We start from the raw sequence: 24,744 nt of genomic DNA on the forward strand, positions 1-24,744 counted from the left end.
TTACTCCAGGATGGTTTTAATTACGTTGCCGGAGGCGTCGGTAAGGTGCATGACCGGCGCGATAACCTGCGGCGCTGCTATGGTTTGGGTGGTGGCGTAATTAACCGTATAAATCAGGTCTCGCCGGTAAATCAGGTAGTTTTCGCTGGCGTCCGTATCAAACTGTCGAGCGTAGAGCAGTAAAGCCGGTGCACCGTCACCCAGGGAAATGTTGCTGCTTTCCGATAGCATCTGGTCAACTGCCGAACCCACCAGCGCACGCATGGCAGGCGTGGGTGCCCAGACAGTTACCTGAAAGTCCTTAGCCTGTCGGCGCAGCTCGCGCACTGCTGTGCCTACGCCGCCGGTTCTTGCAGTAATTGAATTACCGCTTTCAAGGGTGATGATCGCCCCGCTGCTCGTCGCGCCAGGTATTTGGTTAGCCAGCGCAGTTGCGACGGTGGTTAGCGTGTCGCCGCTCTGCACCGGGTAGTGATAGCCCGTACCGTCAATCAATAGATAAACGTTTGTCGGCACGGATGCCGCACCGGAAAGCGTGACGGTCAGACCGTTAACCGTGGCGACCATTGGCGGTTCGCCCTTCTCAACCACGCGATACGGCCTGCCAAGCTCACTGCCTATCTTCCGCTCGGCGGGAAGCGCCCAGAGGGAGATGTGCACGCCGCCTGCGTTAATATCCTGCTGAAGCACGTTCGGCACTGGCCAGCCCGGGTAAATCTTGATGACAGAGCCAGAAATGCTCGCCTGTGATGTGCCATTAGGATAAGCCGCGGCGGCTATCATCCCGGCCAGCGTGTTGCTTACGTCAGATGAATCAGCCATATCACACCAGAGCCTGCATTGCGGTTACACGCCAGCCCATGTCAGTGAGTTCAGCGCTGGAAATTACGTAGCGGCGGCCTATGTCGTCGGTAATGATGTCGCTGGTACGCAGCACGATGTCGCCGAAACCAGGAAACAGAACTGCATACCACGGGGTTTTAGCATCCGCTGGCAGGTTGACCGGGCTTTTCTCCCCTTTAGTGCCCTGCAGGACGCTGGCAGGCCAGCCTGACATGATCGCAACTTCATTTGCTGCTGTGGTGCCACCATAGCCCTGCACGCCGCCGCTGCCGGGCTGCTGGGTTGTCCTCAACACATTGATGGTGCGGTTGGTCTGAACACAGTAGATCGGTAGTGTAGTCTGCATTGCCGCTACGAAGAACGTTCCGTCCTGCGGCGACACCAGAAAATCACCCGGCATAAACTCACGCCCGTCAAACACCCCAAGCCAGGTAGCCTGTCCGTATTTGTTTGGAGCGCTATAGGTGAAGTTAGTGGTGAAGGAAACTGGCAGGGTTTGCAGCGGTTCTGTTCCGAGAGGATCCATTGCGCTGGTCGCCCGGTACTGCTGTGCTTCATACCCGATGCGCTTTGCCGCCTTTCCGTAGCCGATGTAAACCTTTGCCCTCAGCTTTGCAGCGTCCATTTCAGCCTCTGATTATTGCCGTGGTGCCGTTACCGAGGGCGGGCCCCGGAGCAATACCGATGAATCCACATAGCTCTCGCCGCCACTGATTGAACAGCCTTGTGCGGTCACGAACTTCATTTGCGTTTCGCTTCCACACCGCAGCCTGATCTGTGTCGAGGTTGTCGCCAGCGCCGGTAATTGCTGACTCTAGCGTTTTTAACGTGGTGACATAGTTCACCACCACGGCCTCTTCCTCAGCACTTAACGTTGTAAGGCGGTGATAAAGCGTCTGCCAGGCACCTGAGGATACCCAGCCGTAAGCCATATCGCTGGTATCCGTGGCAGGAATATCACCCTGCATTGGATAGCCCATAAATCGGCGCACATCCACAAGTTGACCGGCAGTCAGCATTATTCAGCCTCTTCCTGTTTTACCGCCCAGCCACCTGAGTAGTAGTTTTTCACTTCCTCAGGATGTACCTGAGCGGTGTGTGGTGCCGGATGAACTTCCGGATCACGCACCATCGTTACAAACGCAACGGATGATGCATTCTGCACGTCTGCACCAGATTCGGCGTTAGTGGCAGTCGTGACTTCACTGCCATCGGTAATGACTTCAGGGGTGTTGTCTTCGGTTCCGTCAGCTTTCTTAGCCATGTTTATCTCCGGATTGCAGCCGCCGGTCTCCCGGCGGGTTAAGGATTAGCCCAGCAGCAGCGCAGTGTGCTCACTTTTGATGTTGGCGCAGCCCCACGCGGCGGCAATTTCGTAATGCACGCGCTTGTACTGGCGGTACATCGACACTTCGAACGCCATGCCGGTGCGCGGATCGGTGATGGTGATGCGGTCATCAGCCATATCACCTTCCTGCGGTAGTGCCGGGGCGCGGGTTGCCAGCAGAATTGCTGAGCGGCTGAATGCGAAGTTAGCGGTGAAGCTGGCCGCCAGCGTTACGGCGGCACCAGTCGCAACGTTTTCGCGGAGGCCCGGCGCGCCGATGGTCAGAGAGCCACCTGACAGGACGCTGGTCACTACGTACTTGTAGTTGCCGATAGTGATGATGTCGCCTGCCAGAATGGTGCCGGTACCGGTCTGAACCGGGATGACAGTGGTACCCACAGCAAGCGCACCATTGGTCACATAGCTTGCGCCGGTGCCCGGGGCGTGAGTGACTACACCTGCGGATTCACGCACTTTGAAGCCGTGGAGTTCCAGCAGCGTACCCTGAGCGCGCAGCTCATCGGTGCCCGCTTCGTTCGCTTTGGTCAGTTGCGCCAGCGTACGCAGGTTGGCACCCGCCGTGGTGTCGATAACACACTGCAGATCGCTCAGCGGTGCGCCGTTATCAGACAGAATCTTGCGGACCTGCGCGGTATCGCTCAGGTTGGTTGCAAATGGCGTAGTGCCAGCGGTACCGGCTGCGCGGGATGAGATCAGTGCCAGTTTACCCAAGTCTGACTCCATCTCGTTGACCAGCGTACGCATTGCCTGCGCAATCTGGTTGCGGCGGATATTGGCGTAGCCCGGACCGTTGTTCACGCCCTTCTGCTCTTCACCTGTCCACTGGAACGGCACCATGCGAGACTTCTGAATGGTGAATGGCGTGTTACCGATGTTCTGGTCACCGGTATTGGGTGGCAGTTGACCAGGTACGACATCCTGCGCAGCAGCAGCAGGTGCAATCGGGATGCGAATCGCTTCGCCCACCGCTGCACGTTCAGCAGAAGGGTCCAGCGTAACAGCAGGGATGAAACCGGTCAGCTCGCGGGAGACGATATCGCGCGCCGCGAACAGATCAGGGATAAGGCCGGTGAGGTTGTTAGCCATTCAATTTCTTCCTGTTAATCAGTAATTGTGACACCGGCACCGATCTGGCTGCTCTGATCCTGAGGACTGAGCGACTCAAACTGTGCGCGGCTGATAGTTTTGCCACCCGTACCACCATTGCCACCGCTGGAGCCGCTGCCTGAAGCGCCGGTTCCTTTGAGGATTTGGTCTTTGTACGGGTAGTGCTCGACGAGGATGCCCAGCGCTTCATCGAAACCAGCCGGTTCACCGGGGTTGCTGGCGCTGAAAATCTTGTTGCCTGATTTGTCGTAAGCGATGACGCTGTCGCCTTCGAGTTTGAAGTTGCTGCCGAATCGGGCTTCTACCATGTCAGCAGGGATACCCATTTTTTCGGCAATAAACTTCGAGCGGGCAAAACTGCCACCCACTTTCTCGGCGATCAGCTTGCCGCTGAGTTCGTCGCGCTCTTTAACGATGGGCGCGTACTTCTCTTCAACAGCCTTGATTGCTTCTGCGCGGACCTTGTCGACTTCACCGGCATCCACCAGCTTTTTAGCGTCGAGGTTTTTAATGGTTTCGAGAGCCTTCAGCGCCTCTTTTGGGTCTTTGATACCCTCAAAGGATTTCACAGCGGCTTCAGCAGCCTCCGCACGCTCGCGGTGTGACTTCGCTTCACCGTTCAGCCGTGAAATCGTCTGGACAGTGCCGGGTGCGTCAAAAGCTACTTCTTTGCCATCGTCCTGCACATAAACAGGCTTGCCATCGGCTACAACTACATTGCCGTATTCGTCGAGTTTCAGTTTCATATCTGGTCATCCAACCTTATCGGTGAGCCATCCGGCCCGTTGCGCCGGTCTGCATCCGCAGATTTCGGCAATAAAAAAGGCCCACGCGTTAACGTGAGCCTGTGTTAGTCCGACCCCTATATCAGCCGGTCAGTGTGGTTTTTGTTTCGCCTGGCCGAGGCGGCTGCGCAGCAATGCGCGCCCGCTCATCAGCCCAGTTGAGTTCGATATCGATCAGCCCGCGACGCTGCATTTCGTTGAACAGCGTTTCGTTCGACAGGGCGTTCGCCACGTTCATGTCCATCAGCAGGCTGGCGGAAGCCTCAGCAAGCGTTGCCGCGCCGAAGTCGCGGAAGATGGTCACGGTGCCGCCATCCTTCTCCTTTATCCACTCGGCGATGTATTGCAGCGCCTGGTTTGCGGCGTCGTTAAGGTCGCCCACGATGCGCTGTAGGGCACAGGTTCCGGCCTCGTTATCAGCAACCGTCTGCGCCACCGTCTGACGGCCCGGCTTGACCACCAGCAGCTCTGCGCCGATTTGCCGCATGAGATCTTCAAGGTCGCGCAGGTCAGTGCGCCCGGCCTCGATTGCCTTGCCGGTGTGCTCGACATACTTCAGGTCGGCATTATCGTCATCAGCAGTAATTGCCGACGCAGCACCAACCGTAATCGGCCCGTCGCCCAGCTTGCGACCAAACAGGATCGGCACGCGGGCAACATGCAAAATCGTTTGCTGGTCGCTTTTCGACTGCCAGTGCTCGACATTCAGGAAAGCAAGTTGCGCCAGCGGTGGTCGTGACTGCATAAAACCGCGCTTGTCACCGTATACCGGCACGAACGCAATTTTATTCAGGCTGGTCTTACCCTCTTCGTGCAGTTGCCACTCCATTACGCCAGCAGCGTTAAGCTTCTCGCGATAAGTGCGCCATTGACCCGGATTCAATACTCTGACCTGCTCGATTTCCTTTTCCACGAACTCATTTGCCGGATCCCGTTCGCTCACCATCTCCACGAAGCGCAGCATGGTGAACGTTTCTCGGCCATTGATGCGAGTTGAGTCAAAGTCCAGAAGGCTATTCGCCGCAATCTTGGCGAAGTAAGGACGCAAGCCGCGCTGTTTCTCCTCCGCAACGGTCAAGTTGCCTTCTGCCGGAGGATGCTCTACCAGAATCCCGCAGATGCCGTAGGAAACAGCCTCCTCGCAAATGTCAGCCAGGAAGGAATGCAGGTTGGTGCCCTGCAGGTCGATATCCTGAAACATCTGCTGAATGCGCGCCGGTACCTTTTTCTCATCCCATGAAACCGGGCGGGAAAACGGCTTACCGCTGAGCACTTCAACGGTGCGGGAAAACGCCGGAAACAGCGTTGCCGTAGAAAGGCGGTTTTTATAAAAACTCGCGTCTTCGTTCGGCCACTGCGGCATATAGGCTTTACCCGCCGCGCGCATGGCTGACGTACCGCCGAGCAAGGCGCTAATCATCGGCCAGCATTCGGCAATGGCCTCGATTTTGGCGGACCGCTTGCGAACGTCATTACTCATAATTTATCCAGTTATCCAGAGAATGGGCGGACGGTGGTTTTGTGAACTTTCTTGTTCTGCTTGGCGGCGGCGAAGTATCTGAATCCGTCGGCACCATGAGAGGTAAAATCATGCAGGGGCTTGTCTTTCCAGCATCCGCGCTTGTCATCCCATTCCTTACGGTAGCCTTCCAGGTGCGATATGCCTTCTGAGCATTTATTCTCGTCAAAGGCGCACCGGGGAAGGATTTCACGCACCGACTCAATGCCGGTATCAACGCCAACTTTCGGCACAACCTTGAAAATCATGGAGTACCGCTTGCCGTCGATTTCATAGCCTTCCTTTGCCAGCTCTTTGCGCGACTTGGCATCAGATCCAAACTCTCGGTTTTCGATATCGTGCGGCCCCCAGTGCTCACCGTACTGATAGCCACGGTCTTTCAGCACTTTCATGTAATGCCGCAGGCCTTCGCCGGAGTTTTCGTAATAGTCAATGATGTGGAACTCTTCCCCCACTTCACGCACGAACCAGATCGCCGTGGAGTCGCCCACGCCAATATCCCAGAACGTGTGAACCGGCAGATGTGAATTATCCGGCAGCGCGCCGATGCGTTTGTTTTCATAGAGCCAGCGGAACTGCTTGGCGTAATAGGCGCCCTCGACCGACTGCTGGAAAGCCTCTGCCGGAATCGACGGGTATTCGCGCTTCATGTCATCGCCGAGCGTTTTCTCTTTGGCGTAATACCAGGCTCTCTGACGCTCGTTTGTCACGACACCGTGCTTAGCCTCAAGCTCACCGAAGTAATCGCTCAGGCGCTGCGGGATTGGCTCTACAGGGTCGATTGCATACAAGGGGTTCTTCCACCACGGGTAGAAGAAAAACTTCCAGTCGAGATTGGAAAGAATCTTCCCTTGCAGCAATGCTTTCTCTGCTGCTTGGCAGTAATCGAAGAAGTAACCAGATCGCCCTTCTGCTGTGCTTTCGAGGGTTATCTTCCCGCCGATTGGCACAGCCTCAAAAGCACCGGATACAATTTCTTTAGCCTTATCTGGGTGCTTTGCACATATCTTCCCGAATTCGGAAACGTGAAGGCTGTACAGCGTGCCGCCACGAAATGAGGTCGACACCGTGACGCTCCCGCCTCGCTTGAATACATACTCGCTGGTTGTCTCTTTTACTAGCGGGTTTGCCTGCTTAACGTCATCAGTCATTCGATCGTAAGCAAATTGAGTTTTATTTCGGAATAGCCTTTCTGCATCAGGAAGTGTGTGCGCAATTAGCGCACATTCCTTGTCATGGAATACCGCTAAATCAAGCTGAATAATGCAAACTTCTGTTGTGAAACCAAGTTGGCGAGCTTTTAGGATTACATTCCGGTCGTGCATGCCCTCAAAATACTCCAATTGCTCAGGGGTCATTTTAAAGGTCACACACTTCCCGTTCTTATCTTTAATCTTGTATAGATTATTGAGACGCCAGAGCCTGTTTTTCAGGAGCGCTTTCTGTTTTTCAGTTAACAAAATCACTCCTTACAAGTCTTCATCTCCTATCTCATCCATCACTGATGCCACAGAGCTAATTGCCATGCTGCCTGAGTGCTCAATCTTATCTTTGAATGCCTGGACGGTAACGTGCTTGCCAAGCAGTTCGAGGTTCTTGACCTTGTCCGGCCATTTAATCTTTTTCAGCAGCCCAGCAGCATCGCCAGCCGTCTCGGTGACATCCATTCCAGACAGTGTTGTGCGCCAGACCTTAGGCCAGTCTTTGATGGGCTTGAGCTCGCCGTTTGCAAGCAAGATATCGAGGACATCCATCTGGTCTATTTCAACCAGTCGACGTAATACATAAGCCGCATCGACACACACCTGCTCATTCCTCATTGTTTTGAGTTCCGATACCCGGTTTTGAATGTCAACTTTTGACAATAAGTTTGCGGCGATCCGGTTGGCAGTGCTTTCGCTGTACCCCGCCCGAATAGCCGCCTGTGTAGCGTTTAAATCGATGAGGTACTCGCGACAGAACATTTCTTGTTTGTCTGTGAGCGCCATGTTTACTCCAATAAAAAACCGCCCGGAGGCGGCTTAGCATGATTCAGAATTTATCTCCTGACTCAGGTGCTTTATGTGGATCGTCTTTACCTTCACCTTTTTCATCTGGATTAGGCGAGACTGGTTTAGGGTCATAGTCAGGGTGATCTCCTTCGACCGGACGCTCAGACATGAATCCTCCTTTTTTATGAAACACGTTACAAAGTGTAGGAGGTAGTTCAGGCGCACGTCCAGCAGCGGACAAAGAGCCGTTGTGAAATAGGCTCTCAGTTGGTCTTTCTTTGCTTTGCGTCTTCCATTGCCAGGAGGGCATTGAGAAGAACCTCTGCCTTTTCGACATTAGACATGCCTATCGCAATGCGACCGCAATTTAAATCCTGAAAACCATCCTTTAGGTATCGACAGATGGTTTCCAGTTGCTGTTTTTCGCTTTTGGTCATTTTGCTACGCCGGGCAAACCGATCTGACCTTGCTGCTCAAGCCGTTCGATACGGGCCAGTAATTGCGGCTTCTTAACTCGACCCCAGCGATTTAGAAGTCTTCCTGACATGCTGGCTACGTCCTTCTCTTTCATGTACTCCAGCATTACCGCGTTACGCTCCGCTTCGTAGCTTTCGCTGTACTTTCTCAACTCTGCCGTCATCCAGTTGAAGGCATTGATATAAGCTTCCTTGACGCGAGCGGCATGCGGGCCACTAAAGCCCATTACCACCATCACAAAGCCACTAAAGTCCATACGGTAAAACTTCTGCTTTTTATCAAAAATACCTAAGTCATTGATTTTCTCGGAAGCCCAAAAATGGGCCGTCGAGAACTCAGCAGAGCATTGCAGGTTTTCAATTGCTCGGATTACATGCTGATGTCGTTTGCCGAAAGCTTTTGCGATCTGGAAAGTATCAGTTACTGGCTCCCCATCGGCAGCTGTCACTAACTGGCGAAAATCAAACTCTGGAATAACTTTCAGTTCTTTCATGCGGTAGTTACCTTATAGAAACGAGCCTTGTTGCCCAGAAACGCCAGCGCATAGAGAAGGCTACCGGCCTAAACCAGCGTTTCTCCAAGGCTTGTTTCTGTAAGACTCTATGCTTTTGAATGCGCCGGGCATGGCGCGAGGGTTTACTGCGGACATAAAAAAGCCCGACCGAAGCCAGGCTCTGTTTTGTTTACTGGAATGTTGCGACGGTGACGCCTTTTTCGTTACAGACGTAAGCCACTTCGCCTTCGTCCAAGAGCATTTCATCATCGCCGCCTGACCAACCACGGAAGAAAATCATTCGCGATTCACGAACGAAGCTCACATCGCCGGTTGCCTGCAAAACTGAAATGTCATTGTCTTTGTTGATCGTCTTGATAGTCAGCATTTGTGGTTCTCTTTGTTGTGGTAATAAAAAGCCCCGCTATTGCGAGGCTGGTTTACTTCAGACACTGCTCATTGATGTACTGCTGCAGACCAGCTATTTGCTTTCCGGCGAGCTCGATTCGACTCCTGAGGGTGAAATAATCCCGTTCAGCGGAGTCAGTAAGTCCGGCGCTGGCTGCATCATCCATGCCGGCGGTTCCGGAGGCGGATTGTTTCGTGCAGGTGGCATTGAGCTGCAACCGGCGCTTGCCAGAAGCAACGTCATCATGCAGCCGATCGATAGTTGCCTGTGCATCGGCTAACTCCTTCGTGTATTTTGCATCAAGCGCGGCAACGTCACGCTGGCGCACCTGCATGTCATCAATGGTCTGCTGACGTTCAGTCGCCAGGTTGTCTGCGGCAGCGTATTTACCGTGGTAGAAATAAGCCACCCGACAAACTGCTACCAATGCTACCAGCAGCAGGCCGATAATCAGCGTTCGCCAGCTAAATGTCATCTGGACCATCCGCCAGGCACATTGAGCGCTCCATGTCGCGACGGTTCATCAGGCCGCGAAATTTCATGCCGCCGGCATAAACCCATCGGCGCAGCTCTTCACATGCACCATCCTGATCGCCTGCGTTGAGTTTCTTCAGCAGCGTCGATTTAGAAAACGCACCGGAGCCTACGTTGTAGGTGAAGCTGTAGAGTGCTGCGCGCTGATATTCATTCAACGGCACTTTGACCAGGCTATCGACCGTCTTCTTTACCGGCTGCAGATCATTCCACAGAAGGCGATCGCATTCGCGGTCGGTGTACTTCTTGCCTTTGATGATGTCGTTGCCTGTATGGCCGTCACAGACCGTCCAGACTCCGGCTACATCTTTGTAGGGCTCGTATACCCGCCCCTCTACACCGTCCTTACCGCCAAGGAATACCGTAGCGATAAGCATGGCTCCGCCGCCCGCGGCAGCAATCAGCTTGTTCCGCAGTGAGTTTGACATTGCCATGGGTTATTCCTCGGTGAGTCCGGGTGCGGTGGGCCAGCGCTGAAGCGCCTTTATCTGCGCCAGTGTGGCTTTGCGTTTGTAATACCAGTTGATGCCGAGCGTTAGCAGGGCGACCAGAATACCGGCCAGGACGCCTACAGCGCTCCACTCATCGGGACTAAGCCGGGTCAGAAGACCGTTGGCAATCGTCCCGGCTGACGCGCCATACGCTGCGCCCGAAGCCAGTTTGCTCATATCGATACTCATGTGACCCCCTCTATTTTTGAGGGAGCTGGCTCAATTAGGAATTGTCTACTTTCTGAACTGAGCAAGCCCGGTTAGCTTTCATCTTGTCGAGAGAAAAAAGCACCGCCCTGCCGTTGCGTAGTCAACGTTGAAGAATCCGCCTGAGCGCGGATTTTTTTATGGATAAAAATCGCCCTCTGCCACAGGTCGCTAAACCGAAGTGTGCAGTGATTGGCAGGGGCGAAAACAGAAAGAGGCCGCTCATAGGCGACCTCTTGTAATTTGGTGTTTAAGTTGTGGTGTCGGGTGCTTATTCCCGATGTTGTGATCAACAGAAGCCAGTATTCACCACTTTCTTTTCGTAATTCCCAAAAATTTTAGCTCGCTCAGAAGTCACAAACTCAACGGCATCATCCTTATCTTTGAAGGTTTTAAAGGCAACAGCTTTTCTGCCTACAAATACACGAGCGTGCCAAAGTTTATCCCTTTTATGAAAACAAACTCCTCTGCATCCGGATTTGTTCTTCGATGACACTATCGAGTTCATGTTGTTTTGGGATCGAGTTGCCAATCGTAGATTTGAAATGCGGTTGTCATCCCTTATTCCGTTAATATGGTCAATATCGAACCCATCAGGGAGTTCTCCGTAAAAGAATAACCAAGCTAATCGGTGAGCAAAATATCTTTGATGGTTAACTGATATTAGTCGGTAACCATGTGAATTATACGATCCAGCCAAGCTTCCCGGAGAGCACGGGCCTGCCTTTACTTTCCATTTAAATACGCCAGTCTCTGGGCTGTACGACAAAACATCAGAAAGATATTCTTTGGTTAAGCTCATGCGTTTACCTTCCTTTGAAATGAACCTTTGCCGCAATGGAAATCAGCCCGTCGAGGCTCGCCAGCACTAACTGACTTCCTCAAAGGCTCACTTCAAAGGGACCGGTCGACTTGATTGCGCATTGCGGTGCGCATTTTAAGGGGAGTGCCCATTATTAATCACACCGGGCCAGTGCGCCGAATTCGGTGGCGGGGAATCGGAAGACCCCGTGGCGTCTGGTTTCTTAGGCCGCTGCCAACATCAGATCATCGTTTGCATTTATCTTTAGATGATAAAAACAGCCGCTTGATTGCTGACGAAAACTATCCGTTGTGGCGACACAACGGAAAGGACACTTAGCACCGGCCGGCGCACCGCAATTTGTCGCAGCTGCATAAATGCCCTTACCTGTTGCGCAGAACGTAAAAAAGCCCCGCAGGTTGGTGAGACCGTGGGGCTTTTCTGTAATCCACAAGATTTTTTGCAACTGACCGCTCAACGACAACTGCCGCGAGCATACATGAAAGTTACCAGGTCCACGTGACGTTTGCAAGTCTCCTCGTGAATATTTTTACGATTTATCGCATTTACGCCGCTTTATCGAATCTTTTAGCCTCCATTTCATGCCTGATAGCGTGAAATACAGAAGCCTCGAGAAGCTCTCTGCACCACTTAACTCTGGTACGACTGTTTTCGATATGAAGGCCAGTAACGCGAGTAAGGTGGAGAGCGATATCTTGCGAGCATTTGCGCTCACAGTAGTATTTAATTGCTACATGTCGGATCGGGTTGTTTGGTGCAAAGAGACGGCAGATTACAGTTTCAACCAGGTCGGCATCTTCTTGCTCGTTGGCGCGCTCGAGAAGATTGCTGACTGAGTTCTGTGGGTTGATGATTTGCTTTGCCTTGATGAACAGGTCATCGCCGCGGTATCCCTGCTGATGTAGGTTCTCCACCACTTCCATAATCCGCTCTGACTCCCTGTCGTTCCACTCCTTACGAATCATCAGACGCCCTATCACGCTTACCTTGCCGCTGTCGGGCCCGACGTGGCCGCCGTACTTCTCTCCCCACATATCGAGCAGGCAACGCACCCATGCGGACTGCAGTGGAGTGATGAGCTTTACAGGGTGGAGGTATCGCTTCTTCAGGTCTGATTTGCGCATTACCTGCGCCAGCTGTGCGAGTGCGTCAGATTGCATGCTTAACCCCCAGTAGTTTTGCTGTGTTGCGGAGATCGGATTTATAAAACTCTCCAAGATTTTTTTTGCAGTACTGCTCGCGCGCCTGTGCAGCTTCAAACGGATCAGTAAAAAGTCCCAGATAAATCCTCTGCCCCTTTACGGTAACCATCGCCTCCCATTTTTTTGCCTTCGCATGCCAGAGGACACCTGTAAATCCGGAGGCGTTATTACTTAGAGATGAACGATTTATCGTGTTTTCTCGCTGCGTTGCTATGCGGAGATTTGAAATGGCGTTGTTTGACCTATTTCGGTCAATATGGTCAAGAAGCTTGGGTTGATCCCCATAAACGTAAAGCCACGCCAAGCGGTGAGCTTTTCTGTTTTTGTTGAATATTCGAATAACCCTATAACCCTGTTTGTCGATACACCCCGCAATGTCTCCAGGCTTAACGCACCCTTTTATCTTCACCTTCCAAGTAAAAACTCCTGTATCTGCTTGGTAATGGAGAAGTTGCTGAAGCGTTTGTTGATTGAGTTCTTTTACCTGACTTGATTTAAGCTCAAGATGCCCTTCCCTTAACATCCTCTGTCGGTGCATATTGCAATACCCATGTGCTGCATGCTTTCGGTCGCAACCAGGCGCTGCGCATAGCTTCATGGCTTTTTCTCCATTCTGATTTCGTACATGCCCCGCAGCTTCAGGATGCGGAGCCTGAGCCACTTTTCTCTGAGGTAGTCGTTCATGCGAACCACCAATCAAGAATGCGTTGCCCAAGAGGCTTTCGCGGCCTGGGGCTGTACTGAACCAGCTCGATATTTTTGTTCACGATGGATAGCTGCTTTTCCAGTCTTGCTTTCTGGCCCAGAAACACAGCCAGCCGGTAATGGTCTATTGGTTTCATGCTGCCTCTCTCTGCTTAACCAATGCGCGCAGCAAAGCCCTGTAGCGCGCTCTGATGGCGTCCAGTTCTTCGCGGGTGTATCGGTGAAGCTCGTTGTTTGATTCGAGCGCTAAGACGCGCTGAAGGCCGATTTTGGTGATGAGGTTGATGCGGTAAGGACCGATAGCGCCGGAGTGATGCACATTGCATGCTGCACACTGGCTGTGCACGTTGTCCTCGTTGAATCGTAACTGTGAAGCCGCTGCCGTTGTCCTGTAGTGCCCGGCGTGATAGCTAACTGCCGTTGTGCTGCCGCAGCTGATGCAGATATCCCCGTCCCGCGCCCTGATATAGTCGTTGAATGCCCGCTGAGTCATGTTGATCCAGTGGCTTAACGGCTTCACATCGGCTTTTCGTTTGTTCCATGCCGCGCGCTGCTCTTTCTCCAGGCGCTTTTGCTTGCGCTCGGATAGTTGGTTAGCGAGCCGGATGGCACATTTGGGAGAACAGACGGTCTGGAGGATATTGCGGGGGATGAACTTTTCAGGACAGCATTTGCACTTCTTCGGCTTGGGCGGCTTCGGCGTGATGCCTTTAGCCATTTCTCTCTTGCTCCTTCTCAGCGTGTGCTGCACTGTATGCTGCAACCTTAGCGACAACGATGGCGTAGATGCTCATCAAAGAAACCCAGAGGATGCTCTCTTTCCACCAAATCAGCGTCGGTAGTGTCAGAACGGCCCAGGCAAAAGCAGCTATCAGGTGAAACTTTGCGAGCGATTTTGCTTTGAGCATTACCTTCTCCCTCCCATGCAGCCAGCGATGATGATGCTCAACAGAAATAACCCAATAATGTCGTCATTAGTCATCGTCTACTCCCATCAGGCCGTTGGGGTCTGTCATTAGCCAGAAGTCGAGACATTCGCTGCAGGCATAAACTTCCGTAGGTTTTAGGGCCGAACTGCAGCCAGCGCACACAGAAGCAGATGGCTCGCCAGCGCCAGTAGGCTGATTTAACGGTTCGGTCTCTTTCATGGTCTTCCCACTCCATATCGCATTGGCAGTTTTCGCAGCTAATCGAATAGTGATAGATATCTTCAGAGGTAAGGATTGTGTAGCAGCGTTGGCAGCGTTCACTCATTGACCTTCTCCTGCATCATCAGGAAGGAAATCATCGCAGCTCTCAGTGGGTTGTCGTGCCGCACCCTTTCGCTATCCCACCCATAAGCAGGCTGAGCGACCCACTTGCCACCATCTTGAGGCTCTGCAAAAACATCAGCTGCCAGGCAAATCATGTGGTTCTCAATAATTGGGCCGGCATCAGACCATGAATGGCAGGGTTTGAACGCAATACCGCGAGAAATACGAATATCCCCATCGATTGCACCCGAAGCCACATTCCATACTGGGCCTCGACAAATAGAGCTATCAACATCGAAGAACAGCATGCTCTCGAGGCTCATAGCTCGTGCGACAGCGCAGTTAATTTCGAAATCACTCATTTCGCTGTAATTCATCTTGCTTTCCTCTTTCTGTCAGCCACAGCCCGACGCAACCGTGCAACGTAATTGCAGGTCGTCACTTCGGATTCGATTGGGATTTTGTGGCTGCGGCGTTTCTGGCGGGGATGCTTCAGCTTGGCGTGTTCACAGGCTAAGAAAGTGATGCTAATTTGCCGGCGCATGTCCACCTCTCGCAGCCTTGAGCAGTTGGTCCAGCTGATATACTTGGCTCTTGCGCTTGCAGGTAGAAACTACACTCTGCTTTCTGGTTTTCGGCTCTGCTTCGTAACGAGTTCCCCAGCGCGGATATTTGCTTGCGAGGCGGTACTCGTAACCACAGGCGCTCTTTAGCTTTCTCCGGTGTGTAACTCTGTTTTTATAGGCATGGTGAAGGGTCTGCTCAACGAGTCTCCCATCAACGCCCATGCTGGCGAAATAGACCTTTATCTCGTGAGTACTGAGTGAACCCTCTACTGCAAGAAGCTCACGAATCATTTCTATTCTTGCTGCTAAGCCTGCTTTTTCTTTCATGCTGTAGCTCCAAATCTGTTAGCCCACTCTGCAGCTCGCGCGGATTCATCGCTGAATCTGACGTTATGCTCTGCGCCGAAGGCATGGATAATTGTGATCAGGTCGCGCATCTCGCTGACGCGCATTTTGCTGGTCGACTGACCGAGGACTACAAAGCCGCCATTGATACCGGGCACTGTCTCTTGCTGCTTAAATGCGGCGCTGAAGACGTGCTTCCAGCATTCCGAATCGAGCTTTCTGCCGTACCACACCACCTGTTGCGAAACGTCATGCAGGCAGGCCCAAAGCATGCGGTTTTGCGCAAGGCTTCTGGTGTCTTCCTGGATGGTTATTTGCAGAGGCTTTTCGGGACTGGCGGGGAGTTGCTGGATGGCGGCAATGCAGTTCTGTTTGACGATGCTGTTACGAAGCAGGTATGTCTGTTTCTCCATCGCGCTTGTCTCTCTTCAGTGCGTCGCTGAGTAGCTTCCTGATGCCCGCTGGCAGGCACATCGAGTTCGGATAGCGATTGACGAAGCGACTGATGTCACTTGCCAGCTTATCCAGCTCAGCATCGGATATGACGTGCTCAGGACGCTTTAGGGGGATTACGTTGCTCATGGATACTCCTTAACAACTTTTCCAAAATTGGATTTACCTGCTTCCTCCAGTCTGTCTCGCGCTACGAATGCGTCGCAGGCCTGCTCGTCTTTCAGTGAATTGCTTATTGGAAGGTATTTAGATCCGGTTACAAGGAACATCCACCAAGGGAATAGCTTTTCAACAATAAGTCCGCCTTTGCCGTCCATCACTATTCGATATTTAGCTTTTCGCCTCATGGTTCCTCCTGCTTGCTGCTAAGCGCTGCCTGGTATCCATCACGCCAAATCTCCCAGCTGGTTTCGACAACGTTAGGGCTTGGGTAGTCGTCAGGATGCCATCCGGTGTGGTCTTCGAAGCTCTCAGCGAATAGCTCTCTCTGCTGCCGCTCCAGCTCATCTTTGTCGCTCATCAAACTGGCTCCTCTGATTCGGATAGAATGTTGTCATCTCTGAACACTGCCATTTCGAGGTCGCCGCCATACATGCGGATAATCATGTTGTGCAGTGGGACGCCATCACATTCGCGCTGGAAGGTTGAGTGGTATTCGGCTCGGCCATGCAATACCCAGTCATACTCACGCGTTACTTCGTACGTCCTGCCTTTAATCAATGTCAACTTATCGCTCATTCTTCCTCTCCTCGCTCGCGTTCCTGCTGCACAACCCGATAGGCGATGATGTCGCAGTTGTTTGGTTCGTGATACCAGCGATAGCCCCCAGAAGGTTGCTCGTCATCGACAAAGCCGTCCCTGAACTCAACCTGAACAAGCTTTCCTTCAGCAGGGTTTTCACCACCCGCCCACTCAATCCAGCCATCATTGTCCTTCACCTGCTGCTCAAACTGGCAATCGCATTCAACCAGTATTTGCTCACCCCACGGCTGAATGCCGCCACTGTCTGCCATGCCAGTTCCGCCACATTTCGGGCATACCTGCTCCTGCTGCTCCAGTACAGGGAGTGCAATCTCCAAAGCCTCAAGGTAGTCCTCTTCAGCCATAGAAACTCCGAGCATTCTTTTGGCTCGGCTCAGGTGGGTAATTCGCTCTCTGCACTTCTCAGCGGTTAGCTTTTTCATTGGCGACTCCTTGGTTTAGAGGCTTCATGCTCAACAGGACGTAGCCAGGAAGGTAGTCGCCAACGTCTGCGATGTGCGTTACCACTCTTTCACACGCATCGCCGGTGTATTCGCCATTCCATTCCATCAGGAGAAGCGTGTCGCCAACGGCATATGCTCGGTCGTTCTTGCGAAGCTCCGCTGTCTTGAGTTCGTCTAAAACTGGAATGAAGTGTTGCGGTAAAATTTTCAGTTCGTGCTTCAAAATCCACCTCCACCCTTCTTGCCGCCTTTGTCGGAACGGGAATCACTCATCATATCCAGCGCCTCAGTAGCCAGCGTGCGGATGTGCATCAAAGCTTCATGCGAAGGAGGTTGTTTCTTCGCGATGTCGATGATTGCCCGCACGAGGTTGCGCGTCTGGTCCTGTGTGGGCCGGATAATCAGCTGTGTTACCTGTGTCATGCTGCACCTCGTGAGCGGTAAGAGTCCCATGTGAAAGCCAGTGTGCATCCGCCGCCATCGTTCATTCGGTCTATAACACGTTCGCCGATAAATGCGGCCAGTTCGTCTTTCGGCAGGTTGCTAATCAGGATGGTCGGCATCATGCGCTCGTAACGGGTGTTGATGATTTCGAAAAGGATGAGCTTTTCCGCCTCGCTGCCAAATTGCACGCCGACTTCGTCGATAATCAGCAGCTCAGGATCGGTGTAAATCCGGATCACCTCGGCTTCGGTGCGCTCAGAATTTTTCGACCAGGTAGATTTAAACAGGCGCGCAATGCGCAGCGCGGTGGTGAACAGAGCTGAGTTCTGGTGCTCGTTGATGACGTGCTTTGCAATCGCCAGTGCAAGATGGTTTTTGCCTGTGCCAGGCTTGCCGCACATCACGAGGCCACCACCCTGTTTCAGGCGTTCCGGCCACTTAGCCGCATACGCTTTGCATAGTTTCAGGCAGCGTGCTGCCTCTTCGTTGACCGGCTGGTAGTTTTCCAGAGTTGAGCCGGCGAAGCGCTCGGGCAGTTGCAGGTCTGACATCAGTCGGTCTATCTGGCTTTGCTTCCAGCGCTCTTCAGATGCGGCTTCTTCCTGCTGAAGTTTCTCCAGTTTTTCCTGGAGGCATGCCGGACATTCGCTTTTTGTTTCCATCACGGTGGTCATCAGCTTAGTTTTCTTGCAGCGCTGCTCGAATACTCCGTGCCTGTCACACACCGCATGGATTACTTCAAAAGTGACGTGATCCAGTTGCTTTGGAGGATGGTTCAGGTCATCCAGCTTTTTGCGTACCGATTCAATTTCAGTTCTGTATCCCATTGTTAACCCTCCATCCAGGCTGGCATTTCAGTGGTGCCGTAATTTTTAGACGAGAAGTTTTCGTTCACTGCCCGGCGCGCTGGCTGCGCTGGTCTTGATGCGGCCTGCTTGTTCTGGTAGCTGAGCTTCTGGCTTGCAGTGATAAACCAGTTCTTTGGCTTCTCATGCGTGAATTCGATATCCAGCTTCTGCAATTCGTAGTTCAGGTCGATGTTCGGATAGAGCAGCTTCCAGGCTTCGTAGTCCTTGTGATTTAGCCGAACGATATTTCCTTCGAATGCATAGCGACCTGACATGGCATGAACCGTCGCCTGACTTTCCCCTTCGCAAGTCGCGTCAGCGGCTTGGGTGTTATAGGGAATCAGGTTAAGGGAATCAGGAATCAGGTTAAGGGAATCAGCAGGATTTAAATTGTTCTCGTCTGATGCTTGCACCGTACTTGCACCGTGCTTTTCTGGTGCTTCTGTATTTTCAATAACTTGAGGCTTAATGTCTGCTTCTTCTACCGGTTCAGCATCGTGCTTTACTGGTGCTTCTTCCGGTTCAGGTTGTGATGCGCATGGTTCTGGTATCTCGCTAGGTGCTTCCTTGCAGTGTGGATTCTGGTGCTTCTTCCAGTTCGAAATCTGGATGTAGGCGTTGCCTTCAACTGTATAGCGATTGATGAACTGGCGGTCATGAAGTTGCTTCAGGCATTCATCGCAGTCCACATTATCGAAAGGCAGAACGAGAGCCTTAATCTTCTTAGGGCGATCATCTAAGCGCCCCTCTTTGTCAGCAATTGTCCACAGCCCTGCAAAAAGCAGTCGAGCGAGCGGAGAGCATTCGGCCAGTTCATCGTTTGTGAAAAAGCCTGGTTTGATGTTTCGAGATCTGGCCATTAGAAGTCCACCGGTAGTTGAGGGCCATAGATTCCAGCTGCAAGCTTTTCAGCTTCATACCTGGCTTGTTCTTCCTCCATAAGGGTGAAGAACTGGCTATCGCTGTTTTCTATGGCATATGCTTTGTTTTCATTGAGGACGAGAGACTGATAATTGTCAGTCATCACCTTAAATACCCTTTCGGCGCCAAGGCGGATTAGCCTTTCGGCAATTGCCATTTTGTCGCCAAACACATTCAGCCCAATATCCTCAAAAAGAGATGCAAGATTGAGGTGATCTAGCTTTTCAAAAGAGATGATGTGGTAGTCATTAGCTAGGTCTTGCACAGAGCGATTCACATTGGCTTCGCAGCACGCTTCGCAAGCGTCGGTTAGCTCTTCAATTTCTAATTTGAAGAACTCACGCGACTCATTTATGCGATAGCTGGCAAGCTCTTCGTGAGCGTCTCGCTCTGACTGTGCTGGGTCATTGCAGTGGTAAGCAGCAACTATTTTAAAGGGGGCCGGAACCCCAGTTGCAGACGAAAGCTCTTTGGCGCGTATTTCAGGGCTGGTCGTTGTCATGCCGACTTTGTAGATGTCAGGCATAAAGTCGTTGCTAAGAACGTATACCCAACCAGCCATCCTGAAATTTGCAGGAATGTTCATTTCCTTAAGCACGCCATGTTGCCTTTCTATAGGCTCCAAGTGCATAATGTCTCCTGTGAATTTGTTCAGAATTCGATAGTGATTTGAGAAGCCTCGGTTGCCGCCGGGGCTTTTTGCTTTTTAGGCATCACTGCTTCTACAGCCTGCCTTGCCACTTCCCTGATTAAGCTCGTCTCCCATACCTTCTCCAGAAGAACGAACGTCACGGCCATGTCGTGGATGTTTAACCGGCTAACTTTCGAGTCAGCCCATCCGGCCATTTTTGCGAAATTGCCCTGCCCCATAGTTACCAGGCGGGATCGCATTTCGCTTTCTACCTCGCGAATCCTTTTGCTGTGTTTTGCAATGTCCATGTTGGATAATTCTCTTGTTGGTTAAGTGTTTAGACGTGACAAAGCCGCAGCTATTGCCACGAACCATTTGTTGTTTCGTTTGGATTTCGCTTTTCAGCGACGTAGGACTTCATGTCCGTTGTAAAAAGAGCGGTGTTGCTTAAGCGGCTCGAGAGCCGCGTTTCTTGCCGTACTGTAACCAGAGCGGGTCGCACTGGAGGGCTGCGGCAAGTTCAAACAAGAAGCGCGGGCGTTGTGTGGAACCTGCTTCAATTTGCTGTATTGATTGCTGCTTCATTCCAGCTTTCTCAGCTAATTGCGCCTGTGTCAGATTTAACTCCATGCGCTTCTGTTTGAGGCGTTGAGAAATTGTGTCCATTACTCACCTCCACAGTTTTATCTGTATTGTCTAACAGTTACTTCTGTTTGTCAAATACAGCTTTAACTGTGAGGATGTAAGGAAATGGAGAGGATGCTATGAGCCTTGCAGAACGAGTAAAGCAAAGAAGGGCCGAGTTGGGCCTAACTCAGGCTGAAGCCGCAGAAAGGGCTGGTATCAGGCAGCAGTCTTGGGCGAGTATTGAGGAAGGTAAAACATTAAAGCCGCGCAACATTGTGGGTATTGCTGAATCTCTTAGCTGTGATCCGTCATGGCTAGTTAATGGTGGTAACTTCCAGCCTGTTAGCGAGGTGAACACAAGGAGGATTCCATTGATCAGCTATGTACAAGCTGGAGAGATGGCTACTAAAGGCCCTATAGAAGCGCTTGATGGCTCGTGTGAGTACGTCATGACTGATATGGACTGGTCGCAATATACCTTTGCATTAAAGATTATAGGCGACTCTATGGAGCCTGATTTTAAGGCTGGCGATGTCATTATCGTCGATCCGGAAATAGAGCCTGCACCTGGAGAATTTGTTGTTGCGAAGAACGGCGAGCATGAAGCCACCTTTAAAAAGTACCGCCCAACTACTCTTGCAGAAGATGGCAGACAGCACTTTGAATTACTCCCCCTGAATGATGATTACCCAGTAATGCGCAGCATTGAAAAGCGCATCCAGATCATCGGTACCATGGTTGAGCACCGCATTTACCGCCGCAAAAGATAGCATACGCATCATCGGTAAGGTGGTTAAGGCTCAGTGGCCGGAAGAGACGTTTGGGTGAGAAGAGGTCGCAGAGATGCGGCCTTTTTTGTGAAAGATCCAAATCCTTTGCTTGATGTATATAAGCTAATAATCTTAGCTAAAACCAAACTAAGCTAAAAAAGTTAATACTTATTATTACAGTACAATCAATAAGTTACCAGAAAAGACCTGAAATATAGCTAAATTATAATTTAGCTACTATTTACAGCTAATTTTTTATTAGCTAAAGTGCCATCACACCCACAAATGAGGCACAAAATATGGACCCTAAGAAAAGGGCAGTTAAAGCAGCGGCCGTCTCTGCTGCTGTGAGATCCGCACCAAAACCAACTCATACTGGATTAATGTCTACAGGGGTTTCGTGTGCCGTGCTTCCTGATGGTAGACGAGTTGTTTCAATGCAGGGTAACAATGGTCTCGCTGAGACATTTGGAGTATCTGTAGGCTCAAAAATGCCAAGATGGGTACCAGGTGGTGAGGCTGGCCAGCTTCCATATGTTTTACAGGCAGCTGAACTGCAACCTTACATTTCTGATGAGCTGCGAGACGCTATTTCAGAGCCTATCGTTTTCAAAAATACCTCAGGTGTGGGCGCCGCGTATGGATTAGATGCTACTCTTCTTCCTGAGCTATGCGAGGTTTGGTTATCAGCAGAAAAAGATGGAGCCTTAAAACAGAGGCATCATCTCAATACGGCCAGAAAAGCAGAGGCGCTTTATAAGGCATTAGCTCGTGTTGGTGCTGTAGCCCTTGTTGACGAAGCAACTGGCTATCAAAAAGAGCGAGAGCGTGATGAGCTTGCCAAGTTACTTGAGCAGTTCATTGCAAAAGAGATGCGACCCTGGGTAAGGGTATACCCACCGGAGTTTTTCGAGGAGTTATGTCGATTACGTGGTGTACCTTTTAAAGCAAATATGCGAAAGCCTCAGTATTTCGGTCATTTAGTTAACAATATCACTTATGACCGAATGGCTCCGGACCTTAAAGCCATCCTCAAAGAGGAGCGGGCAAGGGCCAATAAACAAGGTGCAAAAATGCATCAATTTCTTTCTGAAGGCGTTGGCAATGAAATGCTCCAGAAAAGATTTGCTGGGATCGTAACATTGATGAAAGTCTGTGATAATTATGATGATTTTATTGAGTTACTCGAACGCGTTCACCCGGTTCTGAAGGGCGCTGACCTTGATGCATCAGACGTAACAGAATGAAGAACTTACCCCGGCCACAGCGCCGGGTTTTTTATTGCGCCGATCCCCATATGACCGCCACCCTATCTCGTTGATATACCAGTAGAAGATCTCAATACCTTCAGTTTTGCCCGCCACACCGATCCCTATGGTTAACGATGTCATTAATGGTAAACGGTTTACCAATGGTGAACTCGTTGCCACTCCTGCACCCGCCACCGCACCGGGTTTTTCATGCCCACCCCTAAAGCTATCTCCTGCCGTGCCGATAACACTAATGTCCAGAGAGACACGGCCTCAGGGCCGGAACAAGCTGATTGTCCGCATCACTCTTGCCCGCCGTGTGCGGGCTTTTTTTGCCGCTTACGCTTGCAGGTAAAAAAATATCGGCCAATAATGAAAGTGAAATATATCCATCACTTTGCTTGTTGCTCGACAAGTTACCGCCAGCGCTGGTCTGGCGGTTTTTTTTGCCCGCAATCCTGACCTGCACCGTCAGTGCGTCGTCGACAGCAGAGCCAGCGCCATCTGCACTACTATGTCATCTGCTTTATCAGCATAAAGACCTGTTATCTTCTCCTTTATTGCCAGATTAGTTATCGCCCGCCCCTCCCTCAGCAGCTCCATAGTCCCCCTACCAAGAACCTCTCCCACCTCAGGCATCATCTTCCTGTGCAAGTCAGCCACATCTTTGTTTCTCATGCCACCAACCTCCTCCTGTTAAGCCATGAAATCGTAGCACTGAGTCCAGCTTTGTGCGGGATTTTTGCGGCTGTAGAAAATTTATTTCCGTTTAAATACATATATATATGTATTTTCATATCAATTTTACAGTTTTATCTGTTGACGGTAATACAGTTTTATCTGTATCTTTAATCCATCAGCAGGACGCTGGCGCAGTACGAAACGGATAGCACGCTCTTTTAACAACGGTGACGGATCACCTACGTGGCTGAAAAGCCAGTTAGTACCAAAGCGTGAGTTTTGGGATGGATAAGCACCATCGCCAAAATTCACTCAGGAGGTATCTATGACACGCAGAACTCAATTCTCTGGTTCAGCTTCAGGTCGTCGTCGTGAACGCCGCGCTCACCTTCAGAGTGAAGCCAGCGTTAGCGCAGAAGCGTTACACCGCCCCACTCCAAGCCGCGTTGTATTGCAGTGCAAGCGACCGGCAGCTGACCGCGTAGTTAAAGCCGTCGAAACCGAGACCGAATATCACAAGCAGATTCTGGCGGGTGCCGCGAAATACATGGGCGGTGAGGTGCAGGACGGCATGTGCTTACCGCATGTTGCTGTCTACGCAGCAGGACATCGCAAATCTAAAGACATCGTAACGGCACGGGGGTGAGTATGTTAACAGTGGTCGGAAATGAAGAAATGAAGATGTCCAGTCTGGAAATTGCGGAGTTGTGCGAGAAGCGGCACGACAATGTAATGCGAGACATCACCAGCATGCTGACTGAGCTTGGGGTGGGCCTCCTCAGTTTTGAGGACACCTACATAAATAAACAAAATGGGCAGGAGTACAGATGTTTTAACCTTCCCAAAGACTTAACTCTGACCCTTGTTGCTGGTTACAACGTGCGGCTGAGACACGCAATTGTCACTCGCTGGCAGGAGCTTGAGCGCAGCAACAGTCTTCCCACTGATTATCTGTCGGCATTGAAGGCTCTCACTGCTGAGGTTGAGCAGCGTCAGGTGCTTCAGAACCAGCTGGCAATCGCCGCACCCAAGGCAGAATTCTATGACCGCTACGCTGACGCATCCGGCACCTTCGGTTTCCGTCAGGTGTGCAAGGCGCTTAACGAGAAAGAGCATCTGGTGCGCACGGTGCTGGTTGAAAAAAGCGTGATGTACCGGCTGGGCGGCCAGCTTACCCCTTATCAGAATCACATCGACGCCGGACGCTTTGTCGTCAAGACGGGTGAGGCAGATAACGGGCACGCCTTCACTCAGGCCCGGTTCACAACGAAGGGTGTCACGTACGTGGCTGGACTGGTTGCTGAATATAAATTATCGGCTGCCTGATGGTGGGTTTTTATTGGCTATCGCAAATCTAAAGACATCGTAACGGCGAGGTAGTTATGGCGGGTGAAATGAAGGCGTCCATACGGATAGACGCCAGTGATTTAATTGAACAGGTTAAGGGTCTGGTTGATTTACTTAAGCTTGAAGCCGGTTCCCTTGAAAGCATCCCTGAACAAAGCATCGATTTGCTGTTTAGCCACGTCAGCACCCTGCTGGACAACGTCGTCGCGAGTGATTTCACGACCACAATCGGCGCAGGAGACGTCAGTGAAATTACTGTCAAAGTCAAAATCATCGGGCCGCTTGATGAGCTCGCTGCCGCAATCCGGGCAGGCGACCTTCAAAGTTTTACTCTCCAGCATAATTAGTTCCTTTCTTTACTGTTGGGGAGTTCAGATTTTATACAGATTTCTGCTGTTGGGGAATAGCAGGAACCACCTCGCCTGATGTGGTTAAAAGCAGGCATCGAATCGAATACAGGTCGCCACGG

The 24,744-nt window shown here is 51.5% G+C and carries 42 protein-coding genes; 5 read left to right on the forward strand and 37 right to left on the reverse strand.

Annotation, left to right across the window (positions count from 1 at the left end):
• The 36 genes from MHZ89_RS09380 to MHZ89_RS09555 all read right to left on the reverse strand — a co-directional run bounded on the left by MHZ89_RS09380 (window position 1) and on the right by MHZ89_RS09555 (window position 20,266).
• The gene (locus tag MHZ89_RS09380) at window positions 1-822 is read right to left on the reverse strand and encodes a hypothetical protein (protein WP_311782767.1); all 822 of its coding nucleotides are present in this window, start codon (window positions 820-822) and stop codon (window positions 1-3) included.
• A gap of 1 nt (window position 823) precedes the next feature.
• A complete protein-coding gene (locus MHZ89_RS09385; protein ID WP_311782768.1) occupies window positions 824-1,468 on the reverse strand; it encodes a hypothetical protein in 645 nt (214 codons plus the stop codon).
• A 1-nt stretch (window position 1,469) separates the two neighbouring features.
• Window positions 1,470-1,862, reverse strand: coding sequence for a hypothetical protein (locus MHZ89_RS09390; protein WP_311782769.1), 393 nt, complete (start codon window positions 1,860-1,862; stop codon window positions 1,470-1,472).
• Window positions 1,862-2,107 (reverse strand): hypothetical protein, encoded by a 246-nt coding sequence (locus tag MHZ89_RS09395; RefSeq protein ID WP_311782770.1) that lies wholly within the window; start codon window positions 2,105-2,107, stop codon window positions 1,862-1,864. The genes MHZ89_RS09390 and MHZ89_RS09395 overlap by 1 nt, the downstream gene beginning before the upstream one ends.
• Before the next feature lie 45 nt (window positions 2,108-2,152).
• Entirely contained in the window at window positions 2,153-3,277 is a 1,125-nt protein-coding gene (locus tag MHZ89_RS09400) for a P22 phage major capsid protein family protein (protein ID WP_311782771.1), read from the reverse strand.
• A gap of 14 nt (window positions 3,278-3,291) precedes the next feature.
• Entirely contained in the window at window positions 3,292-4,044 is a 753-nt protein-coding gene (locus MHZ89_RS09405; RefSeq protein WP_311782772.1) for a DUF6651 domain-containing protein, read from the reverse strand.
• 121 nt (window positions 4,045-4,165) lie between these two features.
• Entirely contained in the window at window positions 4,166-5,563 is a 1,398-nt protein-coding gene (locus MHZ89_RS09410; protein ID WP_311782773.1) for a DUF4055 domain-containing protein, read from the reverse strand.
• Between the two features lie 11 nt (window positions 5,564-5,574).
• Entirely contained in the window at window positions 5,575-7,062 is a 1,488-nt protein-coding gene (locus tag MHZ89_RS09415; protein WP_311782774.1) for a terminase, read from the reverse strand.
• Window positions 7,063-7,071: 9 nt separating this feature from the next.
• Window positions 7,072-7,590: a terminase small subunit gene (locus MHZ89_RS09420; RefSeq protein ID WP_311782775.1), complete on the reverse strand. Its 519-nt coding sequence runs from the start codon at window positions 7,588-7,590 to the stop codon at window positions 7,072-7,074.
• 43 nt (window positions 7,591-7,633) lie between these two features.
• Complete coding sequence (locus tag MHZ89_RS09425) at window positions 7,634-7,762, reverse strand: hypothetical protein (protein ID WP_255729652.1); 129 nt, start codon at window positions 7,760-7,762, stop codon at window positions 7,634-7,636.
• Between the two features lie 94 nt (window positions 7,763-7,856).
• The gene (locus MHZ89_RS09430) at window positions 7,857-8,030 is read right to left on the reverse strand and encodes a hypothetical protein (protein ID WP_311782776.1); all 174 of its coding nucleotides are present in this window, start codon (window positions 8,028-8,030) and stop codon (window positions 7,857-7,859) included.
• A complete protein-coding gene (locus MHZ89_RS09435) occupies window positions 8,027-8,563 on the reverse strand; it encodes a Rha family transcriptional regulator (protein WP_193406849.1) in 537 nt (178 codons plus the stop codon). Before MHZ89_RS09435 ends, MHZ89_RS09430 begins: the two co-directional genes overlap by 4 nt.
• Before the next feature lie 190 nt (window positions 8,564-8,753).
• Window positions 8,754-8,951: a hypothetical protein gene (locus MHZ89_RS09440; protein ID WP_145055753.1), complete on the reverse strand. Its 198-nt coding sequence runs from the start codon at window positions 8,949-8,951 to the stop codon at window positions 8,754-8,756.
• 52 nt (window positions 8,952-9,003) lie between these two features.
• Window positions 9,004-9,447 (reverse strand): lysis protein, encoded by a 444-nt coding sequence (locus MHZ89_RS09445; RefSeq protein ID WP_311782777.1) that lies wholly within the window; start codon window positions 9,445-9,447, stop codon window positions 9,004-9,006.
• Complete coding sequence (locus MHZ89_RS09450) at window positions 9,437-9,940, reverse strand: lysozyme (protein WP_311782778.1); 504 nt, start codon at window positions 9,938-9,940, stop codon at window positions 9,437-9,439. The genes MHZ89_RS09445 and MHZ89_RS09450 overlap by 11 nt, the downstream gene beginning before the upstream one ends.
• A 3-nt stretch (window positions 9,941-9,943) precedes the next feature.
• The gene (locus tag MHZ89_RS09455) at window positions 9,944-10,186 is read right to left on the reverse strand and encodes a phage holin (protein ID WP_033756035.1); all 243 of its coding nucleotides are present in this window, start codon (window positions 10,184-10,186) and stop codon (window positions 9,944-9,946) included.
• Between the two features lie 307 nt (window positions 10,187-10,493).
• Window positions 10,494-11,006 (reverse strand): HNH endonuclease signature motif containing protein, encoded by a 513-nt coding sequence (locus MHZ89_RS09460; RefSeq protein WP_311782779.1) that lies wholly within the window; start codon window positions 11,004-11,006, stop codon window positions 10,494-10,496.
• A 566-nt stretch (window positions 11,007-11,572) separates the two neighbouring features.
• Window positions 11,573-12,187, reverse strand: a complete 615-nt coding sequence (locus tag MHZ89_RS09465) for a hypothetical protein (RefSeq protein ID WP_311782780.1) — start codon at window positions 12,185-12,187, stop codon at window positions 11,573-11,575.
• Window positions 12,177-12,944, reverse strand: coding sequence for an HNH endonuclease signature motif containing protein (locus MHZ89_RS09470; protein WP_311782781.1), 768 nt, complete (start codon window positions 12,942-12,944; stop codon window positions 12,177-12,179). Before MHZ89_RS09470 ends, MHZ89_RS09465 begins: the two co-directional genes overlap by 11 nt.
• A 123-nt stretch (window positions 12,945-13,067) precedes the next feature.
• Complete coding sequence (locus MHZ89_RS09475) at window positions 13,068-13,652, reverse strand: recombination protein NinG (protein ID WP_311782782.1); 585 nt, start codon at window positions 13,650-13,652, stop codon at window positions 13,068-13,070.
• Complete coding sequence (locus tag MHZ89_RS09480) at window positions 13,645-13,842, reverse strand: hypothetical protein (protein ID WP_311782783.1); 198 nt, start codon at window positions 13,840-13,842, stop codon at window positions 13,645-13,647. Before MHZ89_RS09480 ends, MHZ89_RS09475 begins: the two co-directional genes overlap by 8 nt.
• Before the next feature lie 338 nt (window positions 13,843-14,180).
• On the reverse strand, window positions 14,181-14,564 hold the full coding sequence (locus tag MHZ89_RS09485; protein ID WP_311782784.1) for a phage protein NinX family protein: 384 nt from the start codon (window positions 14,562-14,564) through the stop codon (window positions 14,181-14,183).
• 150 nt (window positions 14,565-14,714) lie between these two features.
• Window positions 14,715-15,080, reverse strand: a complete 366-nt coding sequence (locus MHZ89_RS09490; RefSeq protein ID WP_311782785.1) for a hypothetical protein — start codon at window positions 15,078-15,080, stop codon at window positions 14,715-14,717.
• Window positions 15,077-15,511 carry a recombination protein NinB gene (locus tag MHZ89_RS09495; RefSeq protein WP_311782786.1) on the reverse strand — a complete coding sequence of 145 codons (435 nt, stop codon included), beginning with the start codon at window positions 15,509-15,511 and terminating at the stop codon, window positions 15,077-15,079. The genes MHZ89_RS09490 and MHZ89_RS09495 overlap by 4 nt, the downstream gene beginning before the upstream one ends.
• Window positions 15,483-15,680: a hypothetical protein gene (locus MHZ89_RS09500; protein WP_311782787.1), complete on the reverse strand. Its 198-nt coding sequence runs from the start codon at window positions 15,678-15,680 to the stop codon at window positions 15,483-15,485. Before MHZ89_RS09500 ends, MHZ89_RS09495 begins: the two co-directional genes overlap by 29 nt.
• The gene (locus tag MHZ89_RS09505) at window positions 15,677-15,898 is read right to left on the reverse strand and encodes a hypothetical protein (RefSeq protein ID WP_311782788.1); all 222 of its coding nucleotides are present in this window, start codon (window positions 15,896-15,898) and stop codon (window positions 15,677-15,679) included. Before MHZ89_RS09505 ends, MHZ89_RS09500 begins: the two co-directional genes overlap by 4 nt.
• On the reverse strand, window positions 15,895-16,071 hold the full coding sequence (locus MHZ89_RS09510) for a hypothetical protein (protein ID WP_311782789.1): 177 nt from the start codon (window positions 16,069-16,071) through the stop codon (window positions 15,895-15,897). The genes MHZ89_RS09505 and MHZ89_RS09510 overlap by 4 nt, the downstream gene beginning before the upstream one ends.
• A complete protein-coding gene (locus tag MHZ89_RS09515; RefSeq protein WP_311782790.1) occupies window positions 16,071-16,289 on the reverse strand; it encodes a hypothetical protein in 219 nt (72 codons plus the stop codon). Before MHZ89_RS09515 ends, MHZ89_RS09510 begins: the two co-directional genes overlap by 1 nt.
• Window positions 16,286-16,735 carry a hypothetical protein gene (locus MHZ89_RS09520; RefSeq protein ID WP_311782791.1) on the reverse strand — a complete coding sequence of 150 codons (450 nt, stop codon included), beginning with the start codon at window positions 16,733-16,735 and terminating at the stop codon, window positions 16,286-16,288. The genes MHZ89_RS09515 and MHZ89_RS09520 overlap by 4 nt, the downstream gene beginning before the upstream one ends.
• Window positions 16,716-16,979 carry a DUF3850 domain-containing protein gene (locus tag MHZ89_RS09525; RefSeq protein WP_311782792.1) on the reverse strand — a complete coding sequence of 88 codons (264 nt, stop codon included), beginning with the start codon at window positions 16,977-16,979 and terminating at the stop codon, window positions 16,716-16,718. Before MHZ89_RS09525 ends, MHZ89_RS09520 begins: the two co-directional genes overlap by 20 nt.
• Complete coding sequence (locus tag MHZ89_RS09530) at window positions 16,976-17,179, reverse strand: hypothetical protein (RefSeq protein ID WP_311782793.1); 204 nt, start codon at window positions 17,177-17,179, stop codon at window positions 16,976-16,978. The genes MHZ89_RS09525 and MHZ89_RS09530 overlap by 4 nt, the downstream gene beginning before the upstream one ends.
• Entirely contained in the window at window positions 17,176-18,027 is an 852-nt protein-coding gene (locus MHZ89_RS09535) for an ATP-binding protein (protein WP_311782794.1), read from the reverse strand. Before MHZ89_RS09535 ends, MHZ89_RS09530 begins: the two co-directional genes overlap by 4 nt.
• A 2-nt stretch (window positions 18,028-18,029) precedes the next feature.
• Window positions 18,030-18,908 (reverse strand): hypothetical protein, encoded by an 879-nt coding sequence (locus MHZ89_RS09540; protein WP_311782795.1) that lies wholly within the window; start codon window positions 18,906-18,908, stop codon window positions 18,030-18,032.
• Window positions 18,908-19,600, reverse strand: coding sequence for a GIY-YIG nuclease family protein (locus MHZ89_RS09545; protein WP_311782796.1), 693 nt, complete (start codon window positions 19,598-19,600; stop codon window positions 18,908-18,910). The genes MHZ89_RS09540 and MHZ89_RS09545 overlap by 1 nt, the downstream gene beginning before the upstream one ends.
• 20 nt (window positions 19,601-19,620) lie before the next feature.
• On the reverse strand, window positions 19,621-19,908 hold the full coding sequence (locus MHZ89_RS09550; protein WP_311782797.1) for a CII family transcriptional regulator: 288 nt from the start codon (window positions 19,906-19,908) through the stop codon (window positions 19,621-19,623).
• Window positions 19,909-20,047: 139 nt separating this feature from the next.
• On the reverse strand, window positions 20,048-20,266 hold the full coding sequence (locus MHZ89_RS09555; RefSeq protein WP_239315307.1) for a helix-turn-helix domain-containing protein: 219 nt from the start codon (window positions 20,264-20,266) through the stop codon (window positions 20,048-20,050).
• 98 nt (window positions 20,267-20,364) lie between these two features.
• Between MHZ89_RS09555 and MHZ89_RS09560 the strand changes: the two genes are divergently transcribed.
• Together MHZ89_RS09560 and MHZ89_RS09565 are read left to right on the forward strand one after the other, a co-directional pair.
• Window positions 20,365-20,997 carry a LexA family transcriptional regulator gene (locus MHZ89_RS09560; protein WP_239315308.1) on the forward strand — a complete coding sequence of 211 codons (633 nt, stop codon included), beginning with the start codon at window positions 20,365-20,367 and terminating at the stop codon, window positions 20,995-20,997.
• A 299-nt stretch (window positions 20,998-21,296) separates the two neighbouring features.
• Window positions 21,297-22,244, forward strand: a complete 948-nt coding sequence (locus MHZ89_RS09565; RefSeq protein WP_311782798.1) for a P63C domain-containing protein — start codon at window positions 21,297-21,299, stop codon at window positions 22,242-22,244.
• A gap of 474 nt (window positions 22,245-22,718) precedes the next feature.
• On the opposite strand, the gene MHZ89_RS09570 is transcribed toward MHZ89_RS09565, so the two are convergent.
• Complete coding sequence (locus MHZ89_RS09570; RefSeq protein WP_033748118.1) at window positions 22,719-22,925, reverse strand: hypothetical protein; 207 nt, start codon at window positions 22,923-22,925, stop codon at window positions 22,719-22,721.
• Between the two features lie 328 nt (window positions 22,926-23,253).
• On the opposite strand from MHZ89_RS09570, the gene MHZ89_RS09575 reads away from it, so the two are divergent.
• From MHZ89_RS09575 to MHZ89_RS09585, 3 genes are read left to right on the forward strand one after another with little or no spacing between them, the layout of a single operon-like run.
• Window positions 23,254-23,574, forward strand: coding sequence for an antitermination protein N (locus tag MHZ89_RS09575; protein ID WP_311782799.1), 321 nt, complete (start codon window positions 23,254-23,256; stop codon window positions 23,572-23,574).
• Window positions 23,575-23,576: 2 nt separating this feature from the next.
• Complete coding sequence (locus MHZ89_RS09580) at window positions 23,577-24,254, forward strand: phage antirepressor KilAC domain-containing protein (RefSeq protein WP_311782800.1); 678 nt, start codon at window positions 23,577-23,579, stop codon at window positions 24,252-24,254.
• A 56-nt stretch (window positions 24,255-24,310) separates the two neighbouring features.
• Window positions 24,311-24,622 carry a hypothetical protein gene (locus MHZ89_RS09585; RefSeq protein WP_311782801.1) on the forward strand — a complete coding sequence of 104 codons (312 nt, stop codon included), beginning with the start codon at window positions 24,311-24,313 and terminating at the stop codon, window positions 24,620-24,622.
• Window positions 24,623-24,744 lie beyond the last annotated feature (122 nt).

The organism is Pantoea sp. ACRSB (assembly GCF_022346905.1).
In the GTDB taxonomy this organism is placed as follows: Bacteria; Pseudomonadota; Gammaproteobacteria; order Enterobacterales; family Enterobacteriaceae; genus Pantoea; species Pantoea piersonii.